Source organism: Pseudoalteromonas sp. T1lg65 (genome assembly GCF_051930985.1).
Lineage (GTDB): Bacteria > Pseudomonadota > Gammaproteobacteria > Enterobacterales > Alteromonadaceae > Pseudoalteromonas.
Window position 1 is genome coordinate 130,653 of the sequence record NZ_CP196838.1, and the last position, 18,052, is coordinate 148,704.

Below are 18,052 nucleotides of genomic sequence, written 5' to 3' on the forward strand. Positions count from 1 at the left end.
GTAACAGCAAATTTTTCATTATGGTTCATTTCAAATGCATCAGTTGATCCACGCATTTGTTATTTATTTTTCCCCGGCTAAATTCTTGATGCATCTCATCGACGGAGTTTTCCCATTTGTACAGTTTCATTTAATGGAACTATTTTTCCTAGGGTATACTCGTTGCTTTTTCTCAAGGACCATACCAACTAAAGCTGAGTATTATTGATACCTATTTAGCGATTAATTAGGGCTATCAGTAATATTCACTTATAACACGATGAAAGAGTATTGTAGTGTTCATTACTTTTTGGCACCTCATTAAAAGTTCGCCTGTATAACTTTTCTGCCACACTCGATGAGCAACCAGTGTTATGCTGATGAGGCCAACAACGATTTTAATAACCGTCGATATGCTATGAGATTATAGTAATAGCTTCCTTTTAAAATGGAACTATATCCCAATAACGTCGCGCTAGACTTTTCAAGCTAGGCTAAAATTTTTAATAAATATCTGAATTGCACTTTGCATTTATCGTTCAAACCAACACCGGATAGGTGAAGAAGCAGAAGTGGATTAGATTAAACCCGAAGTGTGCGTATATGGGCACGAGGATATTTTGAGTCTTCTGGTATACATAGGCGTAGCCAACCCCCATTACTGATGCTATAGCGGTGTAGGCAAGGCCGCCCGGGAAATGCGCAATTCCAAATAGCAGCCCTGAGACGAAGACGGTATACCAATCGCCGTAAATCCTAGTGCTGAATAAGGTATTTAATTGCGTTTGGATAAAGCCTCGAAAGAAGGCTTCTTCCGCATAACAAGTGATAAAGAGATTGGTGATTACCCAGCCAATAAGGATTGGACTGAGCTTTGCGTCAAGTTCTACCAACCCAAAAGCGACCGCACCGACTAAACCCACTAATGTGGTTGTTGCTAAAATGGGAAGCGATGCGCGTAACCTTGCCCATGATAATTGTGTACTTTTAGGTACAACCCAAACCAATAACAAGACTGCTACCACTAACTTATCTAAGTTCAAATACTTTGAGTAAGTTACCGCGTTTTCACTCACCACAACCTCTTTATACACGAGTGGGTTATTAAACCCCGGAATTAAGTGAACCATAAAGGCGATGGCTAGAATAAATATACTTACGCCCGTTAGCCATTTAACAAACTTCTGGTTTGTCGACGAAAAACCAAAACATAACAAAGAAAATATCGCTATAGCAGCTAAACCGGCAGGTTCCAAAATAGAGAAATAAAGCGCGAAGATAAATGATGGTAGCAGTGAAAAAAGTGCCGCTTTTGGTTTTGAAAAAGTAATGACAGAGACCAAAGCGGGTAAAAATGTGACGATAATGCCACCTGTTAGTATTAAACCAAATAACTCGAACTGTGAAGACATGTTATAACTATTATGGAGTGTTTTTGTGATACGGCTATTTAACCACAGTTTTGCTAGCCGATTAACTGATCTTGTAAGCTACTGTCATTTGCGCTTTGATAAAGCTAAAAGCTCAGTCAAACACTGAGCTTTACTGACGCTAAAGTTAGCAAATATAAGCCGTTGGGCAATAAACTGGTGACGTGTGACAAGCACCATAATCAACTGAATAACCAGTCATATACCCTCCAGCAATTTGCTTAGTTTGTTTGCTTTCAAGGGCATCATTTTTATTCAATGTTTTCAGTTTCACTTTTTTTAGTTTCATAACCTTTCCTGTTGTATGTGTATTATAAATTTGATTTTTGATTTGATAGACGCAATATCACGCTACCTATTTCAATGTGTTCAAATTAAATACACATCTCAAGTGAAAAAATATGAAATATGCTAAAAAAAAATATAATAATTTGATTTAATTAAACTTTATTGAAGTTGAAGATTTATCAAGTGAAAGCCGTTTTACACACAAGGCTGGGGAGATTTAGCAAACCGAGCTAGATTATAGCTCGGCTTCTAAGATTTCGATTGCTCTTTGTTCTTCTTGGGATATTTTACCGTCTGCTGCAATAATTTTAGCTGCAAGTTGTTGAGCCAGTTTACGCATTGGTTCATCAACAATATGCGCCATTCGGTGTTGGATATAAGCCTCTACGTCATTTTGTTTAATCGCCAACACTGACTTGCCTAGGCTATCAGTAATGTAGTCCTGTAATGGAATGATAGAGTTCCAATTCAAGCTACTTGCCCACTTTTGTACAATCTCGCGTTCTTCACTTGATATCACTCCATCGACACCCACAAATAATAATGCAATATCAACTAAAGACTCTTTTTGCAGTTGATCTACGCAGATCCCAGTATCAAAGTGATTTAACAGTTGCTCAAATTTCATGTTTCTTCCTTAAGCTCATGTATCCCGCCAAAAGCTCATGGCTGGGGATAACCAATAATTAACAAAGCAAGAATCTAAACATATTCGAAGTTGAAGAATTTGTCATATTAAAAAATCACATATAAGGCATTTTTTCTGTAAATGACCATGAACGTGCAGAATAAAACCCAGTATTTCAGTGATTTGATTATTTAATCTCATATTCGCTCAGCTCCCGTATTGCAGTACATCAGGTGTGCAGGTGAGTATTACCAACGTTCTACCACCGCCCACAATCTAAAAAATCATCCTTTTTAACTAGCCTCGACTTATCACCCGCTATCTTTTTATCATTTTCGTGAAGTTTAGATCAGCATCCATATTTGCTTCATTTTATTTGAATATTTTGCACAACCTGAAAAAATCAATCGCAAATTTAGGAACACAAATGAAAGAATTAAAACTTGGGATGAACCTATCTTTCTACTTAACTTTTTGTGCACTTACCTTGGCTGTGGTCATTGTTGATTTGCTCGCTAGCATGCCAGACGGCACGACTGTCTCTTTAGTAAAATCACTTGTCCCTACGGTCATCATTTTAGTTCTAGCTATTGCGTTGTTTAACACTGTCAACGGAAAGTGCAAAGCCGTTTTTTGCTCTCAAGGGCTGTATTATCAAAATTTTCTTGGCAAAAATTATTACGTTCCGTTTGAAGAAATCACAAAAGTAACTATCGAAAAAGTGTTTTGGTGCAACTTTACTAAAGTGCATAAACCTCACGGTAATATCAGGATCTGGACCTTTACGCCAACTCAAAAGCAGCTTAAAGGTCTTAGGGCTTTAGGGTACGCTGAGTAAATATCGACGCGTTCGTTTGCTTTGCTTACTGTGACTCAATATCATACCTTTACACAACAAATGAGGTATTTATGGAAAATTCATATCCTATTGGTACAGCTGGTGTGCCTTGGACCGCAAACGAAAAAGTGCAGTGGCTACAGCAGCAAAGTATCAAGCGCTCCTATACTGAAGAAGTCGTTGCTAAATTGTCCGCCCTCGATCACCTTTTTGATATCACCAATTATGGCCAGTTACCTTACGCGAACCAAAGTTATCCGCTGTTCGCATTAACTAGCCGCAACTGGCAACCAGATCTGCCAACCGTACTCGTTACTGGCGGTGTACATGGTTATGAAACCAGTGGTGTACATGGCGCGATTGAGTTTGCAGCAAATCACTGCGAAGCGTTTATGGCGCAATATAATTTCATTATTTTACCTTGCATCAGTCCTTGGGGTTACGAAACCATCAACCGCTGGAATCCATTCGCCATTGACCCCAACCGTTCATTCTATGACAACAGTCCAGCGCTTGAGTCTCAGCTGGCTATGGCTTTTGTCAGTAGTAAATCTTCTTCTGTACTGTGTCATGTAGATTTACACGAAACCACAGACACTGATAATTCAGAGTTTCGACCAGCACTTGCTGCAAGAGATGGCGTGGTAAATCACAATTGGAACATTCCAGACGGGTTTTATCTTGTTGGCCATACCCAAAAGCCACAAGCCGCATTTCAAACACGTATTATCGAAGAAGTAGCAAAGGTTACACATATCGCAGAAGCTGACGAAAATGGTCAGTTGATTGGTGTCGATACTGAACAATTCGGCGTCATTAACTACGACGGAACTGCGCTTGGATTATGTATGGGAATGACTGACGCACCATATGTCACTACGACAGAGGTATACCCTGACAGCGCTAATGCCACTGAACAAAACTGTATTGATGGCCAAGTCGCAGCCATTAAAGGGGCTTTGTTCTACCTAAGCGCATCTAAATAACAAATTTTGGCACTGTACAACTCACGATTACAGTGCCAACTATTGTGTATTATGCAGTAAGGTCCTCTCTGCCACACATTACCTCTAAAATGTCTTTAAAAGACGACAGTTTTTGGAAAATACTCACGGGCACATGCAACGCCCGGGCAATGTCACTAGCAGATATCATCCCTCTAAGTCGAGACTGTTCATCCGTCAGTAAAATATGATGCTGACCTAGTTGTTGCATGGTCTCTAATACATCACCGATGGTAGACTTTTCGACTGACTGGTATGGTATCGCATGTAAATCTTCTTTACGGGTCATTACATGTTCAACGGTTAGCTCTGAACGAGGCTGGCCTCGCCGCTGTGCAATGCTCAGCACTTTTCTACCAGTTAAATCACGGGAATTGACGACCCCGAGGAACGCGTCATCATAGTCAACAACTATCTTTGAGCGTACGTGACCGTTTTTCATCATGTAAAGCGCATGATCAATATCCACATCTTTGGAAATAACTTGTGGCTGGCGATTAGCAAAGTCCGTTACAACAAGCAATGCACAGGAGTTTAGTGTTAACGGCTCGCTGTCCGTTGGTTTGTATAAGTGATGCTCTCCTTGCAAGCGAATGGTCCTAATTGAATGAAACTCACCCATTTTAAATGCTCTCCAAGGTCGAGATAAGAAACAAAAATGAGCTATATACTTCTTCATAATTGCGTACAGAACCGACCATTTTATTGCACTATAAACAACAGCTCACCAGCTCTAACTATGGTTCAGCAAATACTGTACTGCAAACCGATCACAGCAACTATCTGTTTATTTAGTATAACTGAATAATATTACTCAAAATTTACTTCTTGGTAGCGAAAATGGCTGCTAAAATTCATTCGTGTGATGATTAGTTAAGATAAATACGCAGGTGTAATCTACTGTAATAGCTTAGCTTTTCTATTAGTCATACACTTGTCATTGATACTTGTCTAACCGACATACTTGCTATGTTATTGTAACTGCGTGTATTCGGCGTGACTGGAACTGACTTTCAGGTTAATGCAGTGCCCGAGCTTTGAGATTCTAGCAGTCCAGTAAAAAGGTGCTATGTTAACTCCATTTGTGTGACAAAGGTTTGCACATTTTCGGTAATATGGAACTTACTATGGCTTATTTAATTGACGAACAAAAACTTGAACGCGTTTATCTCAAAAGCTACCACACCATTGGTCGCTATAAATTCAATGTTGATACCCTAATCGACAAACCGGGTGTTTCACGACATCACGCCATTATAGAGCTGAACGAAGGCAAGTGGTTCATCCGTGACGTAAGTACCAACGGTATTTGGATCAACGACAAAAAAGTCGACAAAAACTTACCTTACCAACTGTTTGAGAACGATAAAATTGACTTTGCAGGACCTGGACAAAACTCTTTTGTCGCGGCTAATCTTGCAACAGAATGTCAATATCTGGTATCGCAATCAAATCCCAAGAAAGTTATTGAAGTCGGTAACCAGTTTTTACTACCTAACGAAAAAGATCCAACCCACATTATCTACTTTGAAAAACTGCTTAACTACTGGTTTTTAGAAGACTTAGTCACCTCTGATCGGCAAGCGCTAATCGATGGCGGTAGTATTTCGGTTATGAATGATCAATGGACTTTTTATTCTGCTACCAGTGTTCCTATTACTAAGCAGCTGTCACACCAAATTATGGCCAAACCTATTTCACTTGAATTTAGTGTCAGTCAAGATGAAGAAGATACACATCTAACGATCAATTCAAATGGCAATGCCATCGATTTAGGCAGTCGAAGTCACCATTATTTATTGCTTCTCCTTGCTCGAGCGAGGATCGAAGACAAAGATGCGGGGTTAGATACCGATGTGCAAGGCTGGATTTATAGAGAAGATTTGGCCAAGTCGTTAGGGATCCAGATGAACCACATGAACATTATGGTACATAGGGCGAAAAAGCAGCTGACAGAAGCGTTAGATGAGAGCCACCCGAGTTCAGCGTTTATTATCGAGGCTCGCTGCGGTCAAATTCGCGTCAACTGTCAGGACATCACCATTATCAAAGGTTCAAAACTAGAAACCAGAATGTCGCTGTAATCCCCTTACAGTAGCATACTCACAAGGGCTTTATTAATCGTCACGATAAGGCCCCACGCTCTCTATTATTTTGGCTTCGAGTTGTTTATATAAGCCCATAGCAAACAGCAGCTCTATTAAAATAAATAACGGCCCAATTATCAGTCCCATTAAGTCGTCAACGAACGCAGGCTTTTTACCCTCATAAATATGACCGACAAATTGCAGCACCCAGCCAAAAACAAATACCACCAGCCAAAATAAATAAAATTCTATAATGAACTCTTCAGCAAACAATAAATAGCTGTATTGAACACCTAAATACATAACAACGAGTAGTAAGCTCATGATAGCGCCGAGCCTTAAGGAGAGTGCGATATAATAACCACAAAGGAAGATTAACAATATCCCAGCAGGAGTAATTACATACACAGAAACGGACGCGATAGGCACATAACATAACCCAATAAGCGCTATAACAATCATCGGAATACCGAAAAAATGGGTAAAAATATTTCGTTTGTGTCGATGATACTGAGCATAGTGATACAGGTTTTCATGTAAACTTTTCATTATTACTTTTCTTATTAGAGTAAAAGCTTTATTAGGTATAACTCGCTATCTTATTTTCGTCAAATTAGCGCTATGTGAAAGAATTATGATTTAGCCTTTAATCGCTTTAGCGCTTTATAAAGACAAAAATAAACCACATTCCTAGTAGTATTGATTGGATAAATAATGAAACAAGCATTTTAACGTTAAAGCTCAACTTTGTCGTTTTATGGCTAAACGCATACATTGAGGCTGGTAACAGTATATTTGCGCCTGAAAAGCTACTGAGCAGCAATGCGTTTTCAGAGATGCGATGGTTACTACCAGCACAGGCACGACGCTTATCCCAGAAACATAACACCGCCGTTAGCAAGTTAAAACCTATCAAAAGTGGCACTAATAAAATCATTGTATCGCTCAATGTGCTGATACATAGAGTGAGTAAACATACGTTAATTCCCCACAATAATGCCGCCTGTCCTTGTACAAGCCTAACTACCACTAAATTGCTCCATTAACCTTTTAGGCTGAATGATCATGAAAATTTCAGCCGCAGCTTGTGCATCGTCCAATGCTCTATGATGGTTCTTAAGTTCGATATTCAAGTAGTCACACAGTGACTTTAAAGAATAAGATGGCTGTTTTGGAAGGTAGCGACGCGCAAGTGAGACTGTGCATAGCTTAGCTAAATCAAACGATACATCACAACGAGCAAATGCACTGCGCATAAAGCCAAAATCAAAGTTTACATTGTGCGCAACAAAAATACTGTCCCGACAAAATCCCATTACTTGCTCCTGCACCTCAGCAAAAGTCGGGGCGGTGGCGACCATCTCATTGGTGATCCCCGTCAATTGACTGATCCTTGAAGGGATACGTTTTTCTGGATTGATCAAACTATGCCATGTATCTGTTACCTTACCATTGACCACTTTAACTATCCCTATTTCTGTAATTCGATCATAATCTTTATTGCCGCCAGTTGTTTCAATATCAATAACTACATATGACTGCTGTGGATTGATTTGCCACTCGACTGGTTGAATATCAACCTTGAAACCCACTTGTTGCAAGCGCCGGATCGTCACTAATTGATTTCTTCGTAAACTGTCTCCGGGTGCTTTTACTTCAAGAAAACGTAAGTGGTTGTTACGCTCCAAAACTAATAAATCAGGAAAACCACTGTTAAACTGAGTGAAATTTTTTGACATCTCGATTAACACACCCTTAAGCCAAGCCAATTCACTATGAATAATTAATGCCTCTAAGGGCTGCAAAAAGTTACTCTGCCAATTGATCAATCTAGAAGGTTGTTGATAGTAACGCGTTGCCTGCGCAACGACCCATTTATATAGCGCCAAATTAGTGCTGAGACCATCAAGCCTGCTGTTGATTTCTTCTTTAGCAAGTTGATAAAAGCGGTTGTCCTTGAGAAGTTTTGGTGTTTTAGAAAAGCCATTAGCAATGGGGTGGCGAGGATGATAGTACAGCTCATTCCAAAAAGTCAGGACAAATAAATTTAGCCAAAGTGTGTTCTCCACATGCCAAGCTTGGACATTATTGCGCTGATAATGTTCAATAACACCACGCTCAGGCATACCTCGGTACGCTTCATCAATCGCTAATGGAGCACCGGCAGACTTTAACCAGTTGGTTAAAACAGAGGTCTTTTGGCCCTGGAACTTGCGCTGATAAAAATCCTCAGCAAACACCAATAATGCCTCATCCTGCGGCTCAGCCATAATTGCATTGAGTCTTTCAATCACTTGCTGATGCTCACCGCGCTCATAAAGTAGTCGCAAGTATTGCTCTTGAGATTTTGGGTGCGTACTCAACTTCAACACTGCTTCTGTTAAATCAGGTGCAATTGATTTAGCGGCTTGCGCTAATAAGTATGTATATTTATCTCGCAGTAACTGGGCTTGATAACCCTTTGCAGCTGTAAACTGATTGTTCGTGAATGCTGAAATAACATCGCGCAACGTCTGTTCATCTGCATGTACTAACTGCTTTATTGAACTTGCATAAAAATAGCAGGACTGAGCTTCATCAATATCCTCAAAATGAGCCGCTTGTATACTGTCGCCTCTAGTTGCCATAACGCCTAAATCTCGCATAGAAAATTGCGAAAACGTTTTATCAATAGAGCCAAAGAACAAAAATAAGAAATAACAAAAATCGTCATTCAAAGTGGTAGTGTAATAGCCTTGAAAAGCTGCAAGTGTCACCCAGTTCATGTCTCTAAGTACTGCGGCAACGGCTTGTTGCCATTGGGACTTAGATGCCGATTTTTTGACCTCTAAAGTCAGCCCGGCTTGCTCTATTAACGTTTGTAGTTGGGCCTTGGTCATACAATCCAAGACCGTAGATAAATCTTGTTTACTCAAAGACCTTAGCATGTGTTTTTCGCACAATGCGGTAAGTGCTTTTGGAATGTCAGCAATTTCACTGTAATGTAGCTGTGAGTAGTGTAAAAAAGGCGTTTTACGGGTAAGAAAGCGAACCAGCAAGCACTTTTCATTTTCTTCTAATTGGTTAATTTTGAACAAAAGGTTGCTTTGTTCTTCACTCAGCAAATCGTTGCAGACATCCAACAAAAAATCAGAAAGCTCATCAAAATGTTGTAAGTAATACTTTTGTGGTAAGACTTTTTTCACCGAAGGACCAACCCAAATTTAAAAACGCTTGAGAAAAACACACAAAAACCATGTATAAATACACAGTAACGCTAACATAAATATTGGCCTTGCTCAATTAACGAGGGCTGTTTGCTGGGACCTAATGAATTGAATTGGAGGTTTGCTTGGTCAACCACTTTTCTAGCACCCGGTGGAAAGGTTCAGGTGAAATCGGTTTAGCGATGTAATCATTCATGCCAGCTTGAAGGCACTTTTGTTTATCACCCGTCATTGCGTTGGCCGTCATTGCGATGATCACGGTATTTTTGTGTTGGCTGCCGACAGCCCCTTTGCGTATCTCCTGAGTTGCTTGGTAGCCATCCATTTCAGGCATTTGACAATCCATTAAAATGAGATCATAGATTTTTGCTGCTTTCTTGTCTCGCAACAAACGCAATGCTTCGAGTCCATTTTCTGCAACATCAACATGCTCTATCCCCATTTTCGCTAGCATGCTTTTCGCTACAACTTGATTTACCTTATTATCTTCCACCAACAACAGCTGTAGATCGCCCTTCCAGTTTGGGTTTCGAAGCAATAAATCACTGCGGTCTTTTTTCATTGCAGTCAAATAGTGGCTGGATGCTAATAGTCTGGAATTGCGTGGTGCATCACTGTATTCTGTAGCGATTGTTATGGCGTGTAATAAGTCATTCACAGTTACTGGTTTGGGGAAATATCCCGCAAATCCTAAACTGGCATAGTAGCTAGCATCGCCTTTTGTGCCCATCAGAGTCATTAAGATAAGTTTGATTTTATCAAAACGTTTGTCATCTTGGAGTTTCCTCCCCAACCTATCAGCACTAATATCTGGCAGACGCAAATCTAACAACGCGATGTCAAAACATTTGCCAGTTTCTTCAACTAAGGCTTCACATTGCTGCAGCGCTGCAGCACCAGAGCTGACGGCAACAACACTCGCTCCCCAATGACTGAGTTGGCGTTTTAACGCAGCTAAACTTGTTTGATTATTATCAACAATCAACATCTTTATACCATTCAAACTTATCTGCTTATCCAAGATATACCCTTGCTCTACTTGCATAAGCATGACAGTGAAAGTAAAGGTACTCCCCTTACCAACCTCGCTTTGCACAGAGACAGAGCCGTCCATCAGTTCACATAATCTTTTGACAATCGCTAAGCCTAACCCTGTGCCACCATATTTTCTGGTCGTAGAGGCATCCACTTGAGAAAATGATTCAAATAGTTCATCCAGCTTTTCTTGTTGTACCCCAATCCCTGTATCCGTTATCGAGCAAGTAAGCTTCACTCTCTCATCCTGTTTTACGGTATTTGCACAAACTACCACCTCTCCCGATTCAGTAAATTTAATCGCGTTTCCAACTAAATTAGTGATAATTTGCCGGAGCCGGTTTGGGTCACCATTTACCACAGGAAATTCAATATCAGTTAAATCCAGCACCAGCTCTAATTCCTTTTGCTGAGCTTGCAAAGCAACTGATTCCATTAACTCACCGAAGACATCTCGAATATCAAAATCTAACGCTTCTAAATCGAGTTTTTTAGCGTCAATTTTTGAAAAGTCCAAAATATCATTGATTAAGTTAAGTAAAGACTTAGCACTACTATGTGCTAATTTCACCTTATGTAATTGATCGGCATTGAGCGGGTCTTGCTCAAGAAGGTTCAACATCCCAATTACGCCATTCATAGGTGTACGAATTTCATGACTCATTGATGCCAAAAATTCACTCTTTGCTTGAGCCGCTTTTTCAGCCTGTTGTTTTGCTAGTTCAAGTTCGGTTTTATTCTTGATTGCTTCCGTTATGTCTTGTTGTATTCCTACAAAAGCAATTAGTTTTCCTGATTTTTCGAAAACGGGAGAGATCTGTAAGTTATTCCAAAACTCCGTGCCATCTTTTTTATAATTTATCAGTTCTACTTTCGCATATTGGCGTTGACGAATCGCATCTGACAAAATTTGAACCTTGTTGGTGTCAGTTTTGTCTCCCTGTAACAGGCGACAATTTTTTCCTAAAATTTCATCTCCGTACCCAGTGATATTCTTGAAAGCGCGGTTAGCAAACACAATTGGTGAATCTTCCAAAGTCACATCGGCAATTGTCACACCAACATTGGCACAATCAATGGCTTTGGCTAGCAGCTCGTTGTGCTCCTTGGCTTTTTTGATTGCTTCTTGATACAGCTTTTGTTCTGTAATATCACTGACAGAACCAACCATCCTAGTCGCAACCCCATTTTTTAGCGCCGCTACCGCTTTCACCCAGAAATATCGATACTCGCCGCTTTTAGCCCGCAAGCGGCACTCCACTTCAAATGGTTCTTCTTTTTTACAGTGCTCTTCCATCGCTTGCTGGAGCTTTGCTAGGTCTTGTGGATGAACCTGATTAAAAAAACTGGCAATACGTTTTGGGAACAAGTTCTTTTGTTCGTCGTTAAAGCCCAACAGACTGAGAAATTTATCTGAGTAAAACACAGTGTCAGTCTGCATATCCCAGTCCCATAATCCGTTGTTACTGGCGAACATCGCTAACTTGAAGCGTTCTTCGCTTTGCTCAGTGGCTTCATTTAACTCAGTTACTCTCTTAAATGGATTAAGAATCAGATAACGGCCAAACAGATACAACATGGAGAAGGTAATAGCCAAAGAAAATACTGTCGAGAGTACAATATCGCGGACAAAATGCCCTACTTTACGGTTAATGAACTCTTCATTGATTTCATAATCAAAACTCAGGCCTGTTTTTCCCACCACTTGGTCTTTTAATATAAAAAAACCGTTCTCTATACGATTGCTTTGGTAGTTAAGCCATGGCCCCCGAATGGCAATACTCTGGTATTCACTACCCAAAGTATCGGTGATCAAGCTTTCAATGCTGGTTGAGAAGCGGGTGATCAACACCCCTTCTTCGTAGCCATTATAAAATACCGGAACTGCAATCTTAAAATAGTGCTCTCCAGCTTCTTTTTCTAACGTTACAACGAGCGAATCACCCTGCTCAAGTAACTGCGTCACCCAAGGTTCAGAATGCTCATCAATTTGAACACGAAGCGCTGTTGGGTAAATCAATTGATTAAGCACATTGACCAAAGTGATATTTTCTTTCACACCCAGTATATGGTAGCTGGATAAGAATCGGTGCAGACTTTCTAAATCACTATCGGTCCCCATAACACCGTTGACGATAAGGGGATGTTTTGCGAGGTCTCGCATGATTTGCGCGCGGCTTTCTATATACTGTTGAAGATTTCCAAGGGCCAATTTTGCTTCCGTTCGGTTAGACTCCATCACCATAGCTTCAACCGAGCCTTCAGAGCGCATTGCTACAAACGAGCTACTTATTAACAACGACAATATGAGGCTCACTAGTAAGAAAGTATAAAATGCCTTGTCGGTGCTTAACCTCATCTCACGATTCAAAGCCCTTTCCTTATTTTCTCAATTAAAACGATCTTGCCACCTTGGCTATAGCGACCCATGCAAAGATCGTCACTCGTTAACGCTTCATGGGCGGACTCATTAGCGCTGCTCCAAACTGTGAAAGGTAATCGATATGTTTTAACTAATCCCCGTACAGGTGTTTCGATTTGCTCTAATGCTTGTCTCAGGGCATTTGCGCGATTAATTTTACTTTGTTCAAAATCAATTTTACTGCTGGCAGCGAGAAACAATTTGGCAAGATCATAACCATGAATAAAACCAACAGCTGACTTTATGTAACCAAGTTTCGCGATTTCATTGGGATACAATGAAGCCGCCCGTTGAAACACACTTTGCGCTAGCTGATGACGAGGCTCATTTTGAAATGAAAAGCAGCTTTGAATGAACGAAAACTCTACGTCAGAAGCCAATAAGTGGCCTATTTTTTCGTAAAATTGACCCGCGGTGATGCCCCAGTGGCTAATAAATGGAATGCGTTTTTCTGCAGGAAGATGTGACATCGCTTGAGCGAATTCTGCACCTTCAATGGAATTGGCAACAAGGATGATGCAGTGGGCACCTTCTTTAACGATTTGCTCGATAAGCATACTTGCTCGATTTTGCCGAGTATTCCAATGAAACCAGTAAACATTGCCCTCTTTATCCAAGCGCATTAACGCTTCCGTTATGGCTGAATAATTCGAGCGTCCCCAACCTGTTTCCTCAAGTAACAGAGCAGGCTTAAGACAACCACTATCAACTGCTGCATTGACCAAAACTTCTCCTGCTAACGTATCGTCAACTGACAGGCGGAAAATCCAGTTTTTAGCGCTAGGATATCGAGTAATTGACCCACCCGCAGCCCATGGGACCAGCAGCAGTATTTGATTTTCATTGATAAAATCCCGATATTTGATATAGGGCGGAGAGTGCACACCTCCAAGAATAAACAGTGCCGATTCATCTTTTAAAAACTGCTTAATATTGAGTAGACTTCGATTAACGTTACCGCGATGATCACGCTCTACAAACTCTATCTTGTAGCCATTGACCTCGTAATCGACTTCCGCCAACGCTGTCATAAACCCCATTTGGATTGCTTTTGCGGACTGTGCAAGATTAGAGTAATCTGCATCATGATATACCTTTACTACTTTATCGCTAGCTAGCAAAGCAGATGAGTAAAGTAACAAAGCGAAAATTAGGCAGTGATTGATTAAGCGCGGCATCATTCATGTCTTCCTAGGCTACTGAATTAAAAATAGCTCAGAAAGCAAGAAATGCTTAACTTTGATTGGCTTGTAGCGATTTTGTTGATTAAAAGGCCAGTAATAAAAAAGCGAACCGAAGAGGTTCACTTTTTAAGGTAGGATCAGGATTGGATTCATTCTCCATGCCCGCCTGACATTTGGCTCTGAATGTAGTTCGGTAGACCAATAAGTTTGATCAAACCTAAGTGTTGCTCGAGCCAATAGATGTGATCCATTTCCGTATCGTCGAGTAGGCTTTCCAGCATCTCTCTTGTCACATAGTCTTTTTCTTGTTCACAAACCGCAATGACTTTCTTGAGGTGATCTTTTACCAGTAACTCTGCTGCCAAGTCATTCTCTAGCATCTGCTTTACATTGTCACCCACATTGATCTTTTCTCTGGATGCGGTATCTGGTGTTCCTTCTAAAAATAGAATACGTTCGGTGATACGCTTAGCGTGGTCTAACTCTTCCTCGTATTCGTGAGAGAGTTGTTTGTGAAGTTTTTCAAGACCCCAGTCTTCATACATTTTTGAATGCGCTAGATACTGATCCATTGAACTAAGTTCAAGCGTTAACTGCCTGTTTAGCAAATCGATGATGGTTTTATTACCTTGCATCTGTTACTCCTCAATCTGCGATTGCAGATAGTTTTCAATGCCAGTATTTTTAATCAAGAACTGCTGAGTCTCTAACCAATCAACGTAGTCTTCTTCATACTCTAAAATATCTTCAAGTAAGTCACGACTGACGTAGTCTTGTTCCAGCTCACACAGCGCGATTGCATCTCTGAGTACGGGCAACTGGTCCATCTCGAATGCCAAATCGCAGGCGGTCATTTCTTCTGTGTGCTCACCGATACGAAGCTTTTCGAGATGTTGTAAATTGGGTAAGCCTTCCAAAAATAAAATCCGCTCGATTAAATCATCGGCTTGTTTCATATCTTTGATCGATTTTTTATAGGCCTTTTCATTTAACTCTTCCAACCCCCAGTTTTTGTACATCCTAGCGTGTAAAAAAAACTGATTTATTGAGGTTAGCTCTAACGTTAAAACTTGGTTTAACGCGGCTATCACTGGTTTACTCCCCTGCATAGGGCCCCCTAATGAATTCGTGTATGACGCACACTAACCCTAGTTGATTATTGGCGCTTCGCAAGACCAAATGTAAATAACAGAATTCCTGATATATTCTTTTAAAATAAATGACTTATAACAGTATTAAGAACAATTTCCATTCATAATCGCAATCGGCAATCTGGCGACGATAGAACGTAATTTCAATGACTGGCAACGCGGTGATTCAACTTTCGTTTAGAATCCAGTTAAAGACACTTATCTAAATAACATTACTCTTGTTTTCTGACAGTTAGCACGATACAACAACATTAAGTCACATCAACATTAGAAATGTACGTCATGAAGCAAAGTAAGATAACTAAAATTTTAGTCGTGTGTATGGGGAATATATGTCGCTCCCCAACAATGGAAGCGGTGTTAAAATACAAAGCACATCAAAAAGGTATGTTTGTGGACATTGATTCTGCTGGCACTATTGCTTATCACCAAGGCAATCCGCCGGATCCCCGTAGCATCGCCGCAGGTCGTAACCGAGGTTACGATTTTAGCGGTGTTAAAGCGCGTAAGGTGACGAGTAACGATTTTGCTGCTTTCGACTTAATTCTGTGCGCAGATAACGCTAACCTTGCTGATTTAAAAAGCTGGTGTCCACCAGAGTATCAACACAAGCTCCATTTGTTTTTAGAATATGGTCATTGTCACGGATCAGAGGTACCAGATCCCTATTATGGCGGAGAAAAAGGTTTCGAGTTGGTCCTCGACTTGGTTGAGCGTGCCAGCGACAATATTTTGCAGCAAATAAACTTATCGAAAGGATAAAGCCTTTTTGTTGGACTGAGTGCTGAACTCACTGTACAAAGCCTCCTCAACCATGTGGAGGCTTTGTGCTTGTTAAATCTAGATAACGAATATCCTTTCGAAAGAATTGCCACAGATCTACAACAAACTGGTATTTCTATTTTACCCAACGCCGTTGGTATAGAAGTATTGCAAAAGCTTGAACAGCGTCTAGTTGAATTAGGTAAGGACGACTTCAAACAAGCTGGTATCGGTCGTCAATCCGCACACGAAACCAACAGCAAAATTCGCCGTGACAAAATTCACTGGTTAGATAGAGACAATACACTCGAAGCAACATGGCTGAACTATATGGACAGCCTAAAAACTTATCTAAATAGAAGGTTGTTTATGGGGTTGTTCAGTTATGAAGCGCATTTTGCTGTCTATCCGCCAGGTGCCTTTTATAAAAAGCACGTGGATGCATTTAAAGGCAAAACCAACCGCATACTCACGACTGTGTTGTATCTCAACCAACAGTGGGAGGACAATGACGGAGGACAACTGGTTGTCTATGACCCAAACGACCATCAACAGATCTTTACACAAGTTTTGCCAACCTACGGTACGCTAGTCACTTTTTTGAGTGATGAGTTTCCTCATGAAGTACTAGAAGCCAACAAAAAGCGCTATTCGATTGCTGGTTGGTTTAGAGTCAATACCAGCATTAATCATGATATCGACCCACCAGCTTAATATCGTGGGCTATTTGCAACGCAAAAATACAGTTTGCTAGCCATACGCTGGCAGACTGATTTCAACGCTCAAGCCACCGCCTTTGCGGTTATTTAGATGTAATTGGCCATGGTGCGCTTCAGCTATTTCTCGACATAGTGCTAAACCCAACCCTGAGCCAGTGTTTTTAGTCGAGTAAAAAGGAACTAGGGCGTTTTGCATTACAACTTCACTCATACCTAGCCCTCTATCAAGTACTGCTATCACCGTCATATTGTGTCTTAAAAAGCAGTGTAACTCGATATCATCAGGATCAGACCCTGACTCATGCGCATTTTTTAATAGATTAATAAGCAGTTGTTCTAGCTGAGTTGGATCAGCCCACACTTCATCGACCATCAATGATGTTCGGAATAACCAATGTTGATGTAACCCCTCACACAAAGTGTGCATATTTACACTTTTAAGTGTCGGCACAGGTAACTTGGCGAATTTGCCATAGCCATGCACAAATTCAGTCAAGTGACGAATACGTTCATCAATAGTCGAAAATACCCGAGAAAGTTTTGGTTCATTAAGCCTTTCAGCCAAAATTTTTCCACTGTGTAACATAGAAGAAATTGGTCCCAGTGAATTGTTTAATTCATGACTAATGATCCGGATGACTTTCTTCCACACAGCCACCTCTTGGCGACTTAACTCTCGCGTGAACTGCTTAAAGATGTAAAGCTCATGCACGCTGTTATTCAACAAAAACTCGCCAGTCGCTAAGTGCCACATTTGTTGTTCAGCATCTTGCTGTTGAAGCGAGAAAATACCATCCTGTCTTTTCTCTATTACCTGTCTTACATCATCGGGGAGCGCGCCTATAACGTCGTTAAACAGCATGCCCTCAAGGCGGTTTGGCTGCGAGAAAAAGCCTTTGGCGCTTTGATTTGCAAATACCACAAATCCTTGAGTATCAACTAGAATGAGCACTTGTGGTGAGGACTCAAGCACTTTATCTAACATCAATTCACGCTGATAAATCCACTGTTTTTCTTTTCTAAGTTGCTCCGCCGTTTCATTAAATAGTGAGCAAAGCTGGCCTAATTCATCTTGTTTGTCATAGGCTATCGATGTGGAGAACTCGCCATCTTTAAAGTTAAAAAGCCCTGTTTGAAGCGCTTTCCAACCGTGATCTAAATTACGATTCAACATTTTAAATAGCACTAAGCCAGCACAAAGTGAAAGCAGCATAGTCCATAACAGTTGAGCATTAAAACCATAAGAAATGATAATCGGAACAAACGCCGCAATAATGCTCAATGTCACGATGAGAATATTATTTTTTATTAGTCCCATG

17 protein-coding genes are annotated in these 18,052 nt (G+C 40.6%); 5 read left to right on the forward strand and 12 right to left on the reverse strand.

What is annotated here, in order from left to right; translation table 11 throughout:
* Window positions 1-518: 518 nt before the first annotated feature.
* From ACSLBF_RS18010 to ACSLBF_RS18020, 3 genes are all read right to left on the reverse strand, one after another.
* The gene (locus tag ACSLBF_RS18010) at window positions 519-1,391 is read right to left on the reverse strand and encodes a lysostaphin resistance A-like protein (RefSeq protein WP_440056772.1); all 873 of its coding nucleotides are present in this window, start codon (window positions 1,389-1,391) and stop codon (window positions 519-521) included.
* Between the two features lie 145 nt (window positions 1,392-1,536).
* The gene (locus tag ACSLBF_RS18015; protein ID WP_440056773.1) at window positions 1,537-1,698 is read right to left on the reverse strand and encodes a TIGR04149 family rSAM-modified RiPP; all 162 of its coding nucleotides are present in this window, start codon (window positions 1,696-1,698) and stop codon (window positions 1,537-1,539) included.
* A 234-nt stretch (window positions 1,699-1,932) separates the two neighbouring features.
* Window positions 1,933-2,325 (reverse strand): hypothetical protein, encoded by a 393-nt coding sequence (locus ACSLBF_RS18020; protein ID WP_440056774.1) that lies wholly within the window; start codon window positions 2,323-2,325, stop codon window positions 1,933-1,935.
* Between the two features lie 427 nt (window positions 2,326-2,752).
* Between ACSLBF_RS18020 and ACSLBF_RS18025 the strand changes: the two genes are divergently transcribed.
* Together ACSLBF_RS18025 and ACSLBF_RS18030 are read left to right on the forward strand one after the other, a co-directional pair.
* Window positions 2,753-3,163 (forward strand): hypothetical protein, encoded by a 411-nt coding sequence (locus ACSLBF_RS18025; RefSeq protein WP_440056775.1) that lies wholly within the window; start codon window positions 2,753-2,755, stop codon window positions 3,161-3,163.
* 71 nt (window positions 3,164-3,234) lie between these two features.
* Entirely contained in the window at window positions 3,235-4,149 is a 915-nt protein-coding gene (locus ACSLBF_RS18030; protein ID WP_440056776.1) for a M14 family metallopeptidase, read from the forward strand.
* A gap of 49 nt (window positions 4,150-4,198) precedes the next feature.
* On the opposite strand, the gene ACSLBF_RS18035 is transcribed toward ACSLBF_RS18030, so the two are convergent.
* On the reverse strand, window positions 4,199-4,789 hold the full coding sequence (locus ACSLBF_RS18035; protein WP_440056777.1) for a CBS domain-containing protein: 591 nt from the start codon (window positions 4,787-4,789) through the stop codon (window positions 4,199-4,201).
* A 505-nt stretch (window positions 4,790-5,294) separates the two neighbouring features.
* Between ACSLBF_RS18035 and ACSLBF_RS18040 the strand changes: the two genes are divergently transcribed.
* Window positions 5,295-6,251 carry an FHA domain-containing protein gene (locus ACSLBF_RS18040; protein ID WP_440056778.1) on the forward strand — a complete coding sequence of 319 codons (957 nt, stop codon included), beginning with the start codon at window positions 5,295-5,297 and terminating at the stop codon, window positions 6,249-6,251.
* Between the two features lie 33 nt (window positions 6,252-6,284).
* On the opposite strand, the gene ACSLBF_RS18045 is transcribed toward ACSLBF_RS18040, so the two are convergent.
* The 7 genes from ACSLBF_RS18045 to bfr (ACSLBF_RS18075) all read right to left on the reverse strand — a co-directional run bounded on the left by ACSLBF_RS18045 (window position 6,285) and on the right by bfr (ACSLBF_RS18075) (window position 15,210).
* Window positions 6,285-6,803, reverse strand: coding sequence for an Mpo1 family 2-hydroxy fatty acid dioxygenase (locus tag ACSLBF_RS18045; protein ID WP_440056779.1), 519 nt, complete (start codon window positions 6,801-6,803; stop codon window positions 6,285-6,287).
* Between the two features lie 106 nt (window positions 6,804-6,909).
* Window positions 6,910-7,284 (reverse strand): DUF1294 domain-containing protein, encoded by a 375-nt coding sequence (locus ACSLBF_RS18050; protein ID WP_440056780.1) that lies wholly within the window; start codon window positions 7,282-7,284, stop codon window positions 6,910-6,912.
* On the reverse strand, window positions 7,274-9,439 hold the full coding sequence (locus tag ACSLBF_RS18055; protein WP_440056781.1) for an exonuclease domain-containing protein: 2,166 nt from the start codon (window positions 9,437-9,439) through the stop codon (window positions 7,274-7,276). Before ACSLBF_RS18055 ends, ACSLBF_RS18050 begins: the two co-directional genes overlap by 11 nt.
* Before the next feature lie 121 nt (window positions 9,440-9,560).
* Window positions 9,561-12,866 carry a response regulator gene (locus ACSLBF_RS18060; protein WP_440056782.1) on the reverse strand — a complete coding sequence of 1,102 codons (3,306 nt, stop codon included), beginning with the start codon at window positions 12,864-12,866 and terminating at the stop codon, window positions 9,561-9,563.
* On the reverse strand, window positions 12,863-14,098 hold the full coding sequence (locus ACSLBF_RS18065; protein WP_440056783.1) for an ABC transporter substrate-binding protein: 1,236 nt from the start codon (window positions 14,096-14,098) through the stop codon (window positions 12,863-12,865). Before ACSLBF_RS18065 ends, ACSLBF_RS18060 begins: the two co-directional genes overlap by 4 nt.
* Window positions 14,099-14,250: 152 nt before the next feature.
* Entirely contained in the window at window positions 14,251-14,736 is a 486-nt protein-coding gene (gene bfr / locus ACSLBF_RS18070; protein ID WP_440056784.1) for a bacterioferritin, read from the reverse strand.
* A 3-nt stretch (window positions 14,737-14,739) separates the two neighbouring features.
* Window positions 14,740-15,210, reverse strand: coding sequence for a bacterioferritin (gene bfr / locus ACSLBF_RS18075; RefSeq protein WP_440056785.1), 471 nt, complete (start codon window positions 15,208-15,210; stop codon window positions 14,740-14,742).
* Window positions 15,211-15,534: 324 nt separating this feature from the next.
* Between bfr (ACSLBF_RS18075) and ACSLBF_RS18080 the strand changes: the two genes are divergently transcribed.
* Both ACSLBF_RS18080 and ACSLBF_RS18085 read left to right on the forward strand, forming a co-directional pair.
* Window positions 15,535-16,014, forward strand: coding sequence for a low molecular weight protein-tyrosine-phosphatase (locus tag ACSLBF_RS18080; RefSeq protein ID WP_440056786.1), 480 nt, complete (start codon window positions 15,535-15,537; stop codon window positions 16,012-16,014).
* A 69-nt stretch (window positions 16,015-16,083) separates the two neighbouring features.
* Entirely contained in the window at window positions 16,084-16,728 is a 645-nt protein-coding gene (locus ACSLBF_RS18085) for a 2OG-Fe(II) oxygenase (protein ID WP_440056787.1), read from the forward strand.
* Between the two features lie 36 nt (window positions 16,729-16,764).
* Here ACSLBF_RS18085 and ACSLBF_RS18090 read toward each other — a convergent pair whose 3' ends face one another.
* The gene (locus ACSLBF_RS18090; RefSeq protein ID WP_440056788.1) at window positions 16,765-18,051 is read right to left on the reverse strand and encodes a sensor histidine kinase; all 1,287 of its coding nucleotides are present in this window, start codon (window positions 18,049-18,051) and stop codon (window positions 16,765-16,767) included.
* Window position 18,052 lies beyond the last annotated feature (1 nt).